Here is a 13,069-nt window from a genome sequence, read left to right as displayed (position 1 = left end):
CCGAGTGTGAAACGCCTGTGGCCGGTCTCGTTGGCTCTGTTCGCTCTGGTCGTCACCGGCTGCGACGAGGGTGGTGGAGGCGAGGGCTCCTCGGCGTCCGCGCCTGCGATCTCGGCACCGGCGATCGTCGACGGCGGTCTCCGCGAGTCGCAACCCGAAGAGGCCGACCGCAAGGAGGTTGTCACCGGCTACCTCGAGATGGATGCCGGCGATCCCGTGGCGACGGGCCGCCGGGTCGTGACGGTCGTCGAGGAAGCCGGTGGACGCGTCGACTCGCTCACCGAACAACCCGAGGCGAGCAGCGTGCTCACGGTGCGGGTGCCCGCCGACCGGCTCGACGAGGTCGTCGACGAGATCCGCACACTCGGCCGTGTCACCAGCCTGAGCACCACCCGCGACGACGTGACGATGCAGTACACCGACCTCGAAGCCCGGGTGGGTGCGTTGCGGGCCTCGGTGGACCGCCTGCGGGCACTGCTCGAGTCGTCGGCCGACGTCGAGGCGCTGATCGCTGCAGAGACCGCGCTGGCCGAACGACAGGCCGAACTCGACAGCCTCGAGGCGCAGCGACGGCAGCTGGGCGACCGGATCGAACTGTCCACGCTCACCGTCGACATCACCACCGACCGCCTTCCCTCCGAACAGGACAGTTTCTGGGACGGGCTGGTCGCAGGATGGAACAGCCTGTGGGCCGCGCTGGGGGCAGCGGTGGTCGGTATCGGCGCCGCGCTACCGTGGGTGGCGTTCCTGTTCGTGTGTGCAGGTGTCCTCTACCTGGTCATCCGGCTCATCACCCGACGGGGACGTTCGTCCGGAACCACCGGGACGCCCGACACCGAGAGGACCGACAGCGATGCGTGAGGTCGACCTGGCCGCACTCGAATCCGCGCTCACCGACGGGGCGACCGTCATCGACGTGCGTGAACGCGACGAATACGCCCAGGTGCGCGTACCCGGCGTCACGAACATCCCGCTCAGCGAGTTCGTCGCGCGGATCGACGAGATCCCCACCGAGGGCACCGTCTACGTCGTCTGCGCCGTGGGTGGCCGCAGCCTGCAGGCCGCGCAGTATCTCGCCGGTCGCGGTGTCGACGCCGTGTCCGTCGCGGGTGGCACCGACGGATGGGCCCGCTCGGGTCGTCCGGTGGAGAGCGGCGCCTAAACCCCTTCGGGGAAACCGTGCTGCCGCCACGCCTCGTAGCAGGCGACGGCTGCGGCGTTCGACAGATTCAGCGAACGCCGCCCGGGCAGCATGGGGATACGGATCTGCTCGGTGATGTGCGGGTCGGCGAGCACCTCTGGCGACAGCCCTGTCGGTTCGGGTCCGAACAGCAGCACGTCGCCGGCCCGGTACTCGATCTCCGCATAACTCGACGTGCCGTGCGCGGTGAACGCGAGCACCCGCTCGGGGACCAGCGCCGCCCACGCCGCCTCGAGGCTGCTGTGCACGGTGACCGACGCGAGATCGTGGTAGTCCAGGCCTGCGCGGCGCAGCTTCGGCTCGGACAGGTCGAAACCGAGGGGTTCCACCAGGTGCAGTTCCGCGCCGGTCGCGGCGACCATGCGTATGGCATTGCCGGTGTTGGGGGGAATGCGCGGCTCGTGGAACATCACTCTGAACACGATGCAGGTTAACAAGTCGGCACTGTGTGGCCCGGCTCGCACGCCCCGCCCACCCACCTGCCTCGGTGAGTTTTCCGAATTGGCGGTGTAACACACCGATCGGTACCGGCGACGTTCTGCGGAACGTATTCCTCAGAACGGATCGAGCATGAATCCTCCTGCCGGTTGGCATCCCGACCCCTACGACCCGTCCATCGATCGCTACTGGGACGGTCAGCAGTGGACGAACCAGACCAGACCCAGGGGCAGCGGCGACCCCACTCGGGTGTTCGGGGCTGTCGGCCAGGGCGGCAATCCCCCTGCTGCAGGTGGGTCGAAGCGGCGCAAGTGGCCGTGGGCGCTCGGCGCCGGCCTCGTCGGACTCGTGGCGCTCGGCGCCGCTGTCGGTGACGAGGAACCGAAGACGGAAACCTCCTCGGTGGTGTCCACGACGAGCAGTTCGGTGGCTCCGACCACGACGACGGCGAAGCCCGCCACGACCACGCCCCGGGCGACGACACCGGCGCCCACCACGACCTCCGACTCGCCTGCTGTGGTGCCGTTGGTTCCCCAGGTCGGAACGACCGTCGTGGAAACGACGACGGAGTACACCCCGCCGCCCGCTCCCGCCTACACCCCGCCGGCGACGACGGAGTACACGTCGCCGCCGGTGATGGAGTACACGCCCCCGCCCGCTCCTGCGTACACGCCGCCGCCGGTTCAGCAACCGTCGGCGTCGTACGACAACTGCGCCGAAGCGAGAGCAGCAGGTGTCGCCCCGATCCTGAAGGGAGAACCCGGATACGGCACACATCTCGACAGGGACAAGGACGGCATCGCCTGTGACAAGTAGTGCGCGCTCCGGTGTTCGGATGTGCCTGTCACATCCGAACACCGGTGATGGTGCATTGTGCGCAGTCTGAGCGGAACCGGTGACAGTCCGGAAGTGCCCGTGATCGAGTGTCGTGGACCCGAATTTCCGCTGGAACCGAAAGGCGAACCCCGCCCGATGTCGCACGGCACCGTCGTAACCCCTACACCGCATCCGAGAACCGTTACGAGACGATTCCCTACCGGCGCTCGGGGCGGTCCGGGCTCGACCTGCCGGCCTTCTCGTTCGGGCTGTGGCAGAAATTCGGCACCGACTACCCGTTCGAGACGCAGCGGGAGATCATCCTCCACGCCTTCGACCTCGGAATCACCCACTTCGACAACGCCGACCGGTACGGTCCGCCGCACCGCGCCGCGCAGAAGAACTTCGGCCGCATCCTCGGCAGGGACCTCGCGCCCTACCGGGACGAAATCATCCTGTCGACGAAGGCCGGCAACCCGATCGGTCCCGGTCCCTACCAGAGGGGCGGGTCGCGCAAGTCGCTGCTGGGCTCGCTCGAGCACAGCCTGCGTGACCTCGGCACCGACTACGTCGACATCTTCTACAGTCACAGTCCCGACCTGTCGGCCCCGCTCGAGGAGACCGTCGGGGCACTCGTCTCCGCCGTCGAGTAGGGGAAGGCGCTCTACGTCGGCATCTCGAACTACCAACCGGATCGTGCGCATGAGGCCGCGACACTTCTGCGGGAAGCCGGTGTCCCACGGCTCGTCCACCAGCCGCGTTACTCGATCTTCGACCGCAGCATCGAGCAGAACGGTCTGCTCGACGCGGCCGAGCAGGACGGCTTCGGACTCGTCGTGTATTCGCCGCTCGCACAGGGACTTCTGACGGACAAGTATCTCGAGACCATCCCGGACGGTGCGCGAGCGGTAAACAGTGCGTTCCTCTCCCCGGACGTGATCGACGAGATCTACCGGCAGCGCGTCACCGAACTCGACAAGCTCGCCCGGTCGCGTGGGCAGTCGCTGGCCCAGCTGGCGCTGCAGTGGGTGCTCCGGCAGCCCGCCGCGACCTCGGCGCTCGTCGGCGCGAGCTCGACCTGGCAGCTCGACCACAATCTCGAGACACTGAGCTTCCCGCCGCTCACCGACGACGAGCTCGCGGTCATCGACGAGTACGGTGTCCACGGCACCGGCCTCGGTCTCTGACATGACCGCCATCCGGCTCTACGAGAAGCTGGGATTCACGTTGCGCGAGCGATCCGTGCCGACCCGCGTGCGCACACCGACGGTGTAGCCGGGAGACGCGTGCTTTCATTCTCGTGTCGGGTTCGATCCGGTCGGCCGCGGGAGATGTCATGGAATCGCCGGTAGCGACGTATGTCTCGGCGGTACGCAGCTTCGCGGAGTTGGTCCGTGCCGTGCCGGAGGGCCGCTGGGACGGTCCGGGCCTGGGTGAGTGGGACCTCCGAGCACTGATCGGACACACCTCACGCTCGTTGACGACCGTCATGACCTATCTCGACAGTCCTGCCGACACCGAGGACCTCGCGAGCGCGGAGCAGTACTACGTCCACGTCAAGGAACTGACCTCGGTCCTCGGCGCGGAGGACATCGTCGAACGTGGACGGCGTGCCGGTGCCGACCTCGGTGACGACCCGGTGGCGACGATCGGTGCCCTGTCGGCTGCGGTGATCGAGCGGCTCGGTACCGGGGAGGATCGTCTGATCCGGGTGATCGGAGGATTGGGGATCCGGCTGCATTCCTACCTCCCGACACGCACCTTCGAACTCGCCGTCCACGGTCTCGACATCGCCGCCGCCGCGGATGTTCCCTACGAACCTCCCGCCGAGGTTCTCGAGCAGTCCGCCCTGTTGGCGGCGAGAATCGCTCTGGCACTCGGCGACGGCACGACCGTGCTGCGGGCATTGACCGGTCGGATGGCGTTGCCGAACGGCTATTCCGTCGTGTGAGCGGAGAGGTTCAGCGCAGCCGGGACCGGAACATCCGATCCTCGAGCAGCGCGAGCACGGATGCCGGGGGAGGCAATCGTGAGATCTCGTCGCGCAATTGCTCGGCCCCGCGGCGGAGAGAGCGCGAGGACAGCGCGTCGAGGGTGATCCCTCCGATCTCCGCCGAGGTTACGGTGACGGGATCGACCGTGGTCCCTGCGCCCAGCGCGACCAGCCGTCGGGCGTTGAGTTCCTGGTCCGCGCCCATCGGAAGCGCGACGACCGGAACGCCGTGGGTGAGCGCACCGATGACGCTGCCCGATCCGCCGTGGTTTACGACGACATCGACGTGCGGGAGCACGGCCGACTGGGGCACGAACCGCTCGATGCGGACGTTGCCGCCCGGTGACGGCAGGGTGGCCGGGTCGATGTCCCGGCCGACGGTGACGAGCACGCGCGCAGGTAGTCGGTGCAGCCCCCGGAGGAGACGGACGATGAGATCACCGGACTCGGTGTTGAAGACGGTACCCAGCGTGACGTACACGCGGTGGGGCTTCTCGCCGCTTCGAAGCCAGTCGATCGCAGGGTGTTCGCGGGATGCGAGCGACGGGCCCGGCCCTGTCGAGACGGCTGTGGGAGACAACGGGACATCAGGATCACGGAACGACGGTGGGAACGGTGAGATGACCAAATCCTGTGTCAGGAAAGAGCACTCGTGATCGGAAGGGAGGTCGTGGGCGGCCCGTAGTCGTCCCAGTGGCTCACGGATGCGGTCGATCCGGGTGAGTGCTCCGGACGCGATGACGGCGACCACCACGCGGGGAACGGCGGCGTGCTCGGCCGCCGTCATCGCACCGAAGTCCATCTCGTCGCAGATCACCAGATCCGGATGCCAGCGGTCGATGACATCGCGGACCAGGTCGAATCGTCGCGCCGCGAGCACACCGGCGAAGTGGGTGCCGATCACCGAGTACTCGTGGTCGAGGTCGGGAGGAGCGAGCGTGCCCGTGGACCGACCGGAAGGAGAGGTCGTCTCCCCCTTGGGGAAGTGTGCGTCGAAGCCTTCGGTGCCTGCGAGGACGTCCGCCTCCCCACACACGCCGATGCGATGGCCGGCTCCGCGCAGGACGTCGGCGATCGGGAGCATCGGTGCGAGATGGCCGAGGCCGCCTGCGAACGCGAACAGGACGCGACGCGCGGCCCGGCCTCGTGTGCTGCCGGTCGTCGATCCGACTCGGTGTGCCATGGCCGAATTACACCGCGTGAGGCTCGTGTTCGCGAATCGCCGATCGGGTGTGGCCCCGAGCGGTACCTGGTTCAATCGACAGGGCATCAGCAGCGGGCGACCCGGGAGAGAACCATCACGATGACACGCCGACGCGGAATCCGACTGGCCGCGCGGGACGCACTCCACGTCTTCGTGGAGGACACGGCCCCCGAGGCTCCGCCGTCGACCATGGTGAGTGTCTACGTGTTCGACGCCCGAGCGGGCGACGCTCCCATCCGCACCCGTGAGGACGCCGTCACCTGGATCGGGGAGCGCCTGCACCGCACACCGGCGCTCACCCGCCGTCTGCACCGGGTGCCGGCGAACCTCGACTTTCCGTACTGGGTCGAGACCGGCGTCGATCCGGACCGTCACGTCCGGTACGAGACGATCGGCCCGACCTCACGCAGCGAGGTGCATCGGCTGCTCGCCTCGATGAAGGAACGCCGTCTCGATCTGTCCGCACCCCCGTGGGAAGTGCACGTCCTGGCCGACATCCGCGGTGTCGACGACCTCCCCGACGGCGCCACCATCGTCGCGTTGCTCCTGCACCACTCGGTGACCGACGGGCTCGGAGCCGTCGAGATCGCTCGTGCACTGCTCGACGATCCGGCTGCCGCCCCTTCGACGGGAGGACGCGTCGTCGCCGTGCCGGGACCGGTCCGCGCGGCGGTCTCGCTGCCCTTCCGGTACGCGAGGATGCTCCCGGCTCTGGTCGCAGCACGTCGCGCTCGACGAGCACTGGGTGGTCTCACCGCATCGGGGGAGATCACCGCCCCCCGGCCGCAGCGTCCCCGCACCCGCTTCGACACCGACGCCGGCAGCGCCTGGCAGCTCGGCGTCGTCCGTATGCCGTTGCCGGAGGTGCGTGCCGTCGCGCGCGCCACGGATACCTCGGTGAACGACGTGATCCTGACGGTCGTCTCGGGCGGACTACGCGCCTACCTCGCGTCCTACGAGGAAATTCCCACCGATTCACCGGCGGCGATCGTTCCGGGATCCCTCCGGGACGGAGCGGGAGCGGAGTCGGAGAACAAGGTCACGCTCATGTATGTCGACCTGCACCTCGATCGGGCTGATCCGCGCGAGCGACTCCGCCGAGTCCACGAGTCGGCTGCTCTCGAGAAACAGCGCATCCGGCGTCCGGAGTCGGCTGCCTCCGTTGCGGCGGTGGATGCATCGCCCGCGTTCGACCTGGCGATGACGATCCGGAGAGCGCACCGCGGGCGGGTGGGGCCCACGGGAGACGTGGTGCCGCTGGCCAACACCACCGTGACGAATGTGCCGCGCGGGCCGGTCGAGGGCCTCCGATTCGGTGGCAGTCCCGCCGTCGAGGCGATCGGTACTCCGATGCTCAACCGGAACTACGGTCTCGTCCACTCCGTGACCTCGCTCGGCGAGGTTCTCACCTTGTCCTTTCTGGCCTCGGACTCTTGCATGCCCGACCCCGAGCAGTACGAGCGGCACCTCGCCGAAGCCTTCGCGGAACTATCCCGGGACTGCCTGCCTCCCGGCGCGCGGACGGTTTCCGGTACCGGCCGCGATTCGACGCCGGACGGGCGCCTGGAAGAATGAACGACGTGACTGCGACGATCCTGGACGGCAAAGCAACCCGCGACGAAATCTTCGAGGACCTGAAGGTCCGCGTGGATGCGCTGAAGGCCAAGGGCGTCACGCCCGGTCTCGGCACGATCCTCGTCGGCGACGATCCGGGATCCGCGGCCTATGTGCGCGGTAAGCACAACGACTGCGCGAAGGTCGGCATCACGTCGATCCGCAAGGATCTGCCCGCCGACATCACCCAGGAACAGCTGTTCGAGGCGATCGACGAGCTCAACGCCGACCCTGCCTGCACCGGCTACATAGTCCAGCTCCCGCTGCCGAAGCATCTCGACGAGAACGCGGCGCTCGAGCGCATGGATCCGGGCAAGGACGCCGACGGATTGCACCCGGTCAACCTCGGCCGGCTCGTGCTCGGCAAGGAGGCTCCGCTGCCCTGCACGCCGCGCGGCATCATCCACCTGCTGCGCCGCTACGACGTGGAGATCGCCGGCGCGCACGTGGTGGTGGTCGGTCGTGGCGTCACCGTCGGCCGCCCGATCGGTCTGCTGCTGACCCGTCGTTCGGAGAACGCGACGGTCACCCTCTGCCACACCGGCACTCGTGATCTCGCTGCAGAGGTGCGTCGCGCCGACATCATCGTCGCCGCCGCAGGTGTTCCCGGGCTGGTGACGGCGGACATGGTCAAGCCCGGCGCCGCTGTGCTGGACGTGGGTGTCTCCCGCACCGAGGACGGACTGCGCGGCGACGTCGCCGCGGACGTGCGCGAGGTCGCGGGCTTCGTGTCCCCGAACCCCGGTGGCGTCGGACCGCTCACCCGCGCCTTCCTGCTGACCAACGTCGTGGAGCGGGCCGAGCTGCTCGCGACCCGATAAGCGGGTCGACGACCCCGGGAGACGAGATGGCTCAGGCTATGCGATTCACGCGTCTGAACCTGCCGCTGCTCGCGGTCACCCTGGTGATCGCGGCAGCGGTGATCTTGGTGATCGCCGACCGGTGGCGACGCGGAGCGTTCGTCTTCGGCGGCGCCACCATCCTCGCCGGCCTGTTCCGCTGGGCTCTCGACGAGGACAAGGTCGGTGTCCTCGCGGTACGCGGCAAGGCGTTCGACGTCGCCTCGATGATGGTCGTCGGCGGAATCGTGGTGGCGCTCGCCGCGTCGATCGACCCGCTGGGAACCGACTAGCCCTCGGCGAGCTTCATCAGTTCGACGAGGAGCTTCGCGACCTCGTCGGCCTCGGTGAGGAATCCGTCGTGTCCGTCGCGGGAGACGAGCACACGCAGGTCGCCCGATCCCGGGAGCAGATCGGCGATCTCCTGCTGCAGGCGCAGCGGGTACAGGCGGTCGGAGTCGACGCCGGCGACGATCGTCGGGACCGGGGTGGACGCGAGTGCGGCCTCGACGCCGCCGCGTCCGCGCCCGACGTCGTGCCGGTTCATCACGTCGGACAACACCACGTAGGTACCGGGATCGAAACGCGCGACGAGCTTACGCGCCTGGTGCTCGAGATAGCTCTGCACGGCGTACCGGCCGCCGCGCCACGGGTCCTCGTCGTCCTGGGGTAGATTCCCGAAGCGCGTGTCGAGTTCGAGTTCGGTCCGGTAGGTGAGGTGCGCGATGGTCCGGGCGATGGCGAGTCCGGCTTCGGGACGCCGCCCCGTGCCGTAGTAGTCGCCGCCCTGCCAGTCGGGGTCGGCCGTGATGGCAGCCATCTGCGCGGTCTGGGTGCCGATCTGGTCGGCGGTCGCGCGGGCACCGGTGGCGAGGACGAGCGACGCTCGCACCCGCTCCGGGTACGCGATGATCCACTCGAGGGTGCGCATGCCACCCATCGATCCGCCGGTCACGGCGGCGAGGACGTCGATGCCGAGCCTGTCGAGCAGCGCCACCTCGGCCGCCACCTGGTCGCGCACGGTGATCAGCGGGAAGCGGGATCCCCAGGCCTTGCCGTCGGGTGCGGTGCTGCCGGGGCCGGTGGTGCCGCGGCACCCGCCGAGAATGTTCGTCGAAACCACGCACCAGCGGTCGGTGTCGATCGGAGCACCGGGGCCGACCATGCCCGACCACCAGCCGGGGGACGGATGGTCCGGTCCGGCGGGGCCGGTGACGTGCGAGTCGCCGGTGAGGGCGTGTTCGACGAGCACCACGTTGTCGCGGGCGGGGGACAGTTCGCCCCACCTCTGCACGGCGACGGTGACGTTCGGCAGCGTCTCGCCGCTCTCGAGCGCGAGATCGCCGATGTCGATGGTGTCGAGGCGTCCGTCTGCCGGGGGCAGTTCGACGCGACGCCGCTCGGTGCCCGCCGTCAAGAGATGACCGCCTCGAGGCTCGCGGTGGGCTGGCAGCGCCGGCTGCGGATGTCGGTCATCGTGTCCTTCCGGCGGTGATGGGAGGTGTGATCGTGGCTTGGGTGCGACAGCACATCATCATCTCAGTCCTCCCGACAACAGGCTTGTCGGTGGGGTTCCACCGACCGTGTCATCACCCGGAGCACCCCACCCCGGTCGGAGGGTTGCCGGCCAGCAAGCCGGGGCTTGACGCTGGCACTCATGACTTTCCCGGCAGTCTAGCGACTCTCCGTTGCAGGGTCTTTATGCACCCTCTGAACATCCCTGACCAGCAGGAAAGTTACCGGTCGGTAGGGCGTGAGGGTGGAACGAGGCGCTTTGCGGTCGTCGGTAATAGCAGTACGCTTGTCATGTTTGGCCGCGGTTCAGGACGTGGACACGGCCATGCTCGCTGCTCGCGAGCCGACGGCGACCGCACCCACAAAGTGCGGTCGATTGGGGACCTACAGAAACGTCCTAGGAGGACACGAAACGCATATGTCCAAGATCAAGGTTGAAGGTAAGGTCGTCGAACTCGACGGCGACGAGATGACCCGCATCATCTGGCAGTTCATCAAGGACAAGCTGATCCACCCGTACCTGGACGTGGATCTCGAGTACTACGACCTCGGCGTGGAGAACCGCGACGCCACCGACGACCAGGTGACGGTCGATGCGGCGAACGCCATCAAGAAGCACAACGTCGGCGTCAAGTGCGCCACCATCACCCCCGACGAAGCGCGTGTCGAGGAGTTCGGCCTGAAGAAGATGTGGCGGTCGCCCAACGGCACCATCCGTAACATCCTCGGCGGCACCATCTTCCGCGCGCCCATCATCATCTCGAACGTGCCGCGTCTGGTTCCGGGCTGGACCAAGCCCGTCATCGTCGGCCGCCACGCGTTCGGCGACCAGTACCGCGCCACCGACTTCAAGGTCGACCGCCCGGGCACCGTCACCATCACCTTCACGCCCGAGGACGGCAGCGAGCCGATCCAGCACGAGGTCTGCCGGATCCCCGAGGACGGCGGCGTCGTCATGGGTATGTACAACTACAAGAAGTCCATCCAGGACTTCGCGCGCGCCTCGCTCTCGTACGGCCTGCAGCGCAACTACCCGGTCTACCTGTCGACCAAGAACACGATCCTGAAGGCCTACGACGGCATGTTCAAGGACGAGTTCCAGCGGATCTACGAGGAAGAGTTCAAGGCGGAGTTCGACGCCGCCGGTCTCACCTACGAGCACCGCCTCATCGACGACATGGTCGCATCGTCCCTCAAGTGGGAGGGCGGCTACGTCTGGGCCTGCAAGAACTACGACGGCGACGTCCAGTCCGACACCGTTGCCCAGGGCTACGGCTCGCTGGGGCTGATGACCTCCGTCCTGATGACCCCGGATGGCAAGACCGTCGAGGCGGAGGCCGCACACGGCACCGTCACGCGGCACTACCGCCAGCATCAGCAGGGCAAGCCGACGTCGACCAACCCGATCGCGTCGATCTTCGCCTGGACCCGCGGCCTCGAGCACCGCGGCAAGCTGGACAACACCCCCGAGGTCATCGAGTTCGCGCAGCAGCTCGAGGACGTCGTCATCAAGACCGTCGAAGCCGGTCAGATGACCAAGGACCTCGCACTGCTCGTCGGCCCGGAGCAGGGCTGGCTGACCACCGAGGAGTTCCTCGGCGCACTCGACGAGAACCTGCAGAAGGCTCGCGCCTGACCTTCGGCTCGTTTCTCGGCAGCACGAACACGGGACGCCCGCACCGGGCGTCCCGTGTCGTGTTTCCCGAGCACTCCGGGCACGGGCTACCGTTCCGTGTACCACTGTCAGTCGCATCACCGCCGTAGTGCCCGGGAGGAGGACGGCCGTGACCACCACTGGTGCCGACTCCGAAGGTCGCGGCGGGGCGCATGCCCGCCGGCGCTTCTGGACCCGGGTGTGGGCGCTGATGTTCGGCTCGGCGCTGGCCTACCTGCCCGTCGCGCTCGCGCCGAATCTGATCCACGCGATCGCCCGCCGCACCGACGAACTGGCCTACGACCGGTCCACGCCGGTGCGCAGCGGCGTGCTCACCACCCTCACGATGGGTGAGGCCGCCGCCGTCCTCGGGGTGCTCGCCGCCCTCGTCATCGCGCTCAATCTCATCGCGTGGTCGCTCGGACCGGTCATCGCCGCCGAGGGTTCGTCCCGATCGACCGAGGCGTTGCGCCTCGAGCACCTCGAACTGTGCGGGTCGGTCTTCGGAGTGGGAGCGACGATGACCTTCGTCGCAGCGCTGCTCGACGGTCTCCCGCACTCCGTGGATCTGGCGGCGCTGCTGCTGTTCCCGGCGGTCTTCGTGATCGTGGTACTCAGCCAGGACCTGTTCCTCGCGACCCAACGCGGCGTCGGTGCCCGCCGTCGTCTGCGCCGGGAGGCGTCGCTGCTGCGCCGACGTGAACTGCTCGCCACGGCGGCGAGGCTGCGACCGGGCGACCCGCGGGTCGCCGGCCACCCCTTCGCGGCGCTCGCCGTCGAACTCGCGGTCCTGGCCGTCGTCACGGTGGTGACGGGGCTCCTCATGATCGTGGTGTTCGACGACGAGTCGGGCTCCGGGCCCTTCCTGGATTCCTCGGACATGGTCTTCGTGGTGGTCACGTCCGCGATCACGATGTTCACGGCCGTCGTCCTCGTGCTGTGGACGGTCCGCTGCTGGTTGCTCCGCCGATACGTCGGCGCGGTCCTGGCCGCGGCGTTGGGTGGCACCCTCTACGTCGTGGTCGGTGCGGGAATCGTGTGGGCGGCACTCGACGAGGACGCCGTCGCCGAGGCGATCGCCTCCGCCGCCGTCCTGTACGCCTGGATAATCCTGCCGGCCGCCGTCCTGCTCCTCGGCACCGTCGGGGTGGGCCGTCGGGGTCGCTTTCCGGGTGTCACCGCCGCCCTGCGCGCCGCGGTGCTGCGCGAGCGGTACCGGGTGCGGCGCGCCGAGCTCGACGGTGGTCGGAGAAACGGTCGAGCGGAGGGTTCCGTCCCGCCGCTCCGTCATCTGATCGTGCGGGCGCGCACCGTCGCCCGTGTCGCTCCGGCGGACCGGACATGACGACGGGGACGTCCTCCTCGGAGGACGGCCCCGTCGATCCACTCGTCTACCGGTGCGCGCCCACCGGATCGCGGTGCGTAGCGCGCTGCCGCTCCGTCTGCTCGGTCAGCAGGTGGCCGAACAGACCCCCGGCGCGCAGCCATTCCCACTCGAGGGGAGTGTCGATCCGGGAGAGCGCCGTGCCCTCCCACACGATCTCGCCTGCACGGCGGACCCGGACGGTGATCTCGGTGGTCGATCCGAGAGCGGCCAGTCCACCACCGTCGACTTGGGGAGCCCGGTGATCCCGACGAGTTCGCGCAGCGTCCGGATCGGGTGCTCGGCGTCGAATGCGTTGAGCAGATCGAACGCGCGGGCGACGCTCCGCACGCCGCCGTCGGCTCCAGCGACCGTCGATGCCTGTGTCATGCGAGTCACTCCAGGCCCACAGAACAGTCCGAACAATCCGCA

The 13,069-nt window shown here is 68.4% G+C and carries 13 protein-coding genes, 2 pseudogenes and 1 riboswitch; of the genes and pseudogenes, 10 read left to right on the top strand and 5 right to left on the bottom strand.

Annotated elements, in window-relative coordinates; translation table 11 throughout:
- Positions 1 to 6: 6 nt before the first annotated feature.
- Positions 7 to 861 (top strand): DUF4349 domain-containing protein, encoded by an 855-nt coding sequence (locus tag AC6CID_RS00910; RefSeq protein WP_006550104.1) that lies wholly within the window; start codon positions 7 to 9, stop codon positions 859 to 861.
- Positions 854 to 1,162 (top strand): rhodanese-like domain-containing protein, encoded by a 309-nt coding sequence (locus AC6CID_RS00905; protein WP_016692855.1) that lies wholly within the window; start codon positions 854 to 856, stop codon positions 1,160 to 1,162. The genes AC6CID_RS00910 and AC6CID_RS00905 overlap by 8 nt, the downstream gene beginning before the upstream one ends.
- On the opposite strand, the gene AC6CID_RS00900 is transcribed toward AC6CID_RS00905, so the two are convergent.
- A complete protein-coding gene (locus AC6CID_RS00900) occupies positions 1,159 to 1,623 on the bottom strand; it encodes a tRNA (cytidine(34)-2'-O)-methyltransferase (protein ID WP_498353459.1) in 465 nt (154 codons plus the stop codon). The two genes, AC6CID_RS00905 and AC6CID_RS00900, sit on opposite strands and share 4 nt — an antisense overlap.
- Positions 1,624 to 1,771: 148 nt before the next feature.
- On the opposite strand from AC6CID_RS00900, the gene AC6CID_RS00895 reads away from it, so the two are divergent.
- The 3 genes and pseudogenes from AC6CID_RS00895 (at position 1,772) to AC6CID_RS00885 (ending at position 4,406) form a co-directional block, all read left to right on the top strand.
- Positions 1,772 to 2,455 carry an excalibur calcium-binding domain-containing protein gene (locus AC6CID_RS00895; RefSeq protein WP_498353458.1) on the top strand — a complete coding sequence of 228 codons (684 nt, stop codon included), beginning with the start codon at positions 1,772 to 1,774 and terminating at the stop codon, positions 2,453 to 2,455.
- A 122-nt stretch (positions 2,456 to 2,577) separates the two neighbouring features.
- A pseudogene (locus AC6CID_RS00890) lies at positions 2,578 to 3,642 on the top strand (aldo/keto reductase).
- 149 nt (positions 3,643 to 3,791) lie between these two features.
- Positions 3,792 to 4,406, top strand: a complete 615-nt coding sequence (locus AC6CID_RS00885; RefSeq protein WP_498353457.1) for a maleylpyruvate isomerase N-terminal domain-containing protein — start codon at positions 3,792 to 3,794, stop codon at positions 4,404 to 4,406.
- 10 nt (positions 4,407 to 4,416) lie between these two features.
- Here AC6CID_RS00885 and AC6CID_RS00880 read toward each other — a convergent pair whose 3' ends face one another.
- Complete coding sequence (locus tag AC6CID_RS00880) at positions 4,417 to 5,631, bottom strand: glycosyltransferase (RefSeq protein ID WP_498353456.1); 1,215 nt, start codon at positions 5,629 to 5,631, stop codon at positions 4,417 to 4,419.
- Between the two features lie 120 nt (positions 5,632 to 5,751).
- Between AC6CID_RS00880 and AC6CID_RS00875 the strand changes: the two genes are divergently transcribed.
- From AC6CID_RS00875 to AC6CID_RS00865, 3 genes are read left to right on the top strand one after another with little or no spacing between them, the layout of a single operon-like run.
- Complete coding sequence (locus AC6CID_RS00875) at positions 5,752 to 7,227, top strand: wax ester/triacylglycerol synthase domain-containing protein (RefSeq protein WP_498353455.1); 1,476 nt, start codon at positions 5,752 to 5,754, stop codon at positions 7,225 to 7,227.
- A gap of 5 nt (positions 7,228 to 7,232) precedes the next feature.
- A complete protein-coding gene (locus tag AC6CID_RS00870) occupies positions 7,233 to 8,087 on the top strand; it encodes a bifunctional methylenetetrahydrofolate dehydrogenase/methenyltetrahydrofolate cyclohydrolase (RefSeq protein WP_006550113.1) in 855 nt (284 codons plus the stop codon).
- Between the two features lie 26 nt (positions 8,088 to 8,113).
- Positions 8,114 to 8,398 (top strand): DUF3017 domain-containing protein, encoded by a 285-nt coding sequence (locus tag AC6CID_RS00865; RefSeq protein WP_033097065.1) that lies wholly within the window; start codon positions 8,114 to 8,116, stop codon positions 8,396 to 8,398.
- Here AC6CID_RS00865 and metX read toward each other — a convergent pair.
- Complete coding sequence (metX, locus tag AC6CID_RS00860; protein ID WP_024101561.1) at positions 8,395 to 9,522, bottom strand: homoserine O-acetyltransferase MetX; 1,128 nt, start codon at positions 9,520 to 9,522, stop codon at positions 8,395 to 8,397. The genes AC6CID_RS00865 and metX overlap by 4 nt on opposite strands.
- A 134-nt stretch (positions 9,523 to 9,656) precedes the next feature.
- Positions 9,657 to 9,768: riboswitch (SAM riboswitch) on the bottom strand.
- Between the two features lie 270 nt (positions 9,769 to 10,038).
- Here metX and AC6CID_RS00855 point away from each other — a divergent pair.
- Both AC6CID_RS00855 and AC6CID_RS00850 read left to right on the top strand, forming a co-directional pair.
- Entirely contained in the window at positions 10,039 to 11,256 is a 1,218-nt protein-coding gene (locus tag AC6CID_RS00855) for an NADP-dependent isocitrate dehydrogenase (RefSeq protein WP_016692844.1), read from the top strand.
- Between the two features lie 148 nt (positions 11,257 to 11,404).
- Entirely contained in the window at positions 11,405 to 12,619 is a 1,215-nt protein-coding gene (locus AC6CID_RS00850; protein ID WP_217579610.1) for a hypothetical protein, read from the top strand.
- Between the two features lie 46 nt (positions 12,620 to 12,665).
- Here the strand turns inward: AC6CID_RS00850 and AC6CID_RS00845 are convergent, their stop codons facing one another.
- Positions 12,666 to 12,812: a hypothetical protein gene (locus AC6CID_RS00845; protein ID WP_174556231.1), complete on the bottom strand. Its 147-nt coding sequence runs from the start codon at positions 12,810 to 12,812 to the stop codon at positions 12,666 to 12,668.
- Positions 12,813 to 12,925: 113 nt separating this feature from the next.
- Positions 12,926 to 13,027, bottom strand: a pseudogene (locus AC6CID_RS00840) (IclR family transcriptional regulator); the annotation flags it as partial.
- Positions 13,028 to 13,069 lie beyond the last annotated feature (42 nt).

It is taken from the genome of Rhodococcus sp. GQ147 (assembly GCF_059759155.1).
This window is presented reverse-complemented; position numbering and strand designations above follow the sequence as displayed.

Coding starts and splice junctions, on each gene's coding strand:
- AC6CID_RS00905 (WP_016692855.1), top strand. CDS start 854: ATGCGTGAGGTCGACCTGGCCGCACTCGAATCCGCGCTCACCGACGGG.
- AC6CID_RS00895 (WP_498353458.1), top strand. CDS start 1,772: ATGAATCCTCCTGCCGGTTGGCATCCCGACCCCTACGACCCGTCCATC.
- AC6CID_RS00885 (WP_498353457.1), top strand. CDS start 3,792: ATGGAATCGCCGGTAGCGACGTATGTCTCGGCGGTACGCAGCTTCGCG.
- AC6CID_RS00880 (WP_498353456.1), bottom strand. CDS start 5,631: ATGGCACACCGAGTCGGATCGACGACCGGCAGCACACGAGGCCGGGCC.
- AC6CID_RS00875 (WP_498353455.1), top strand. CDS start 5,752: ATGACACGCCGACGCGGAATCCGACTGGCCGCGCGGGACGCACTCCAC.
- AC6CID_RS00865 (WP_033097065.1), top strand. CDS start 8,114: ATGGCTCAGGCTATGCGATTCACGCGTCTGAACCTGCCGCTGCTCGCG.
- AC6CID_RS00855 (WP_016692844.1), top strand. CDS start 10,039: ATGTCCAAGATCAAGGTTGAAGGTAAGGTCGTCGAACTCGACGGCGAC.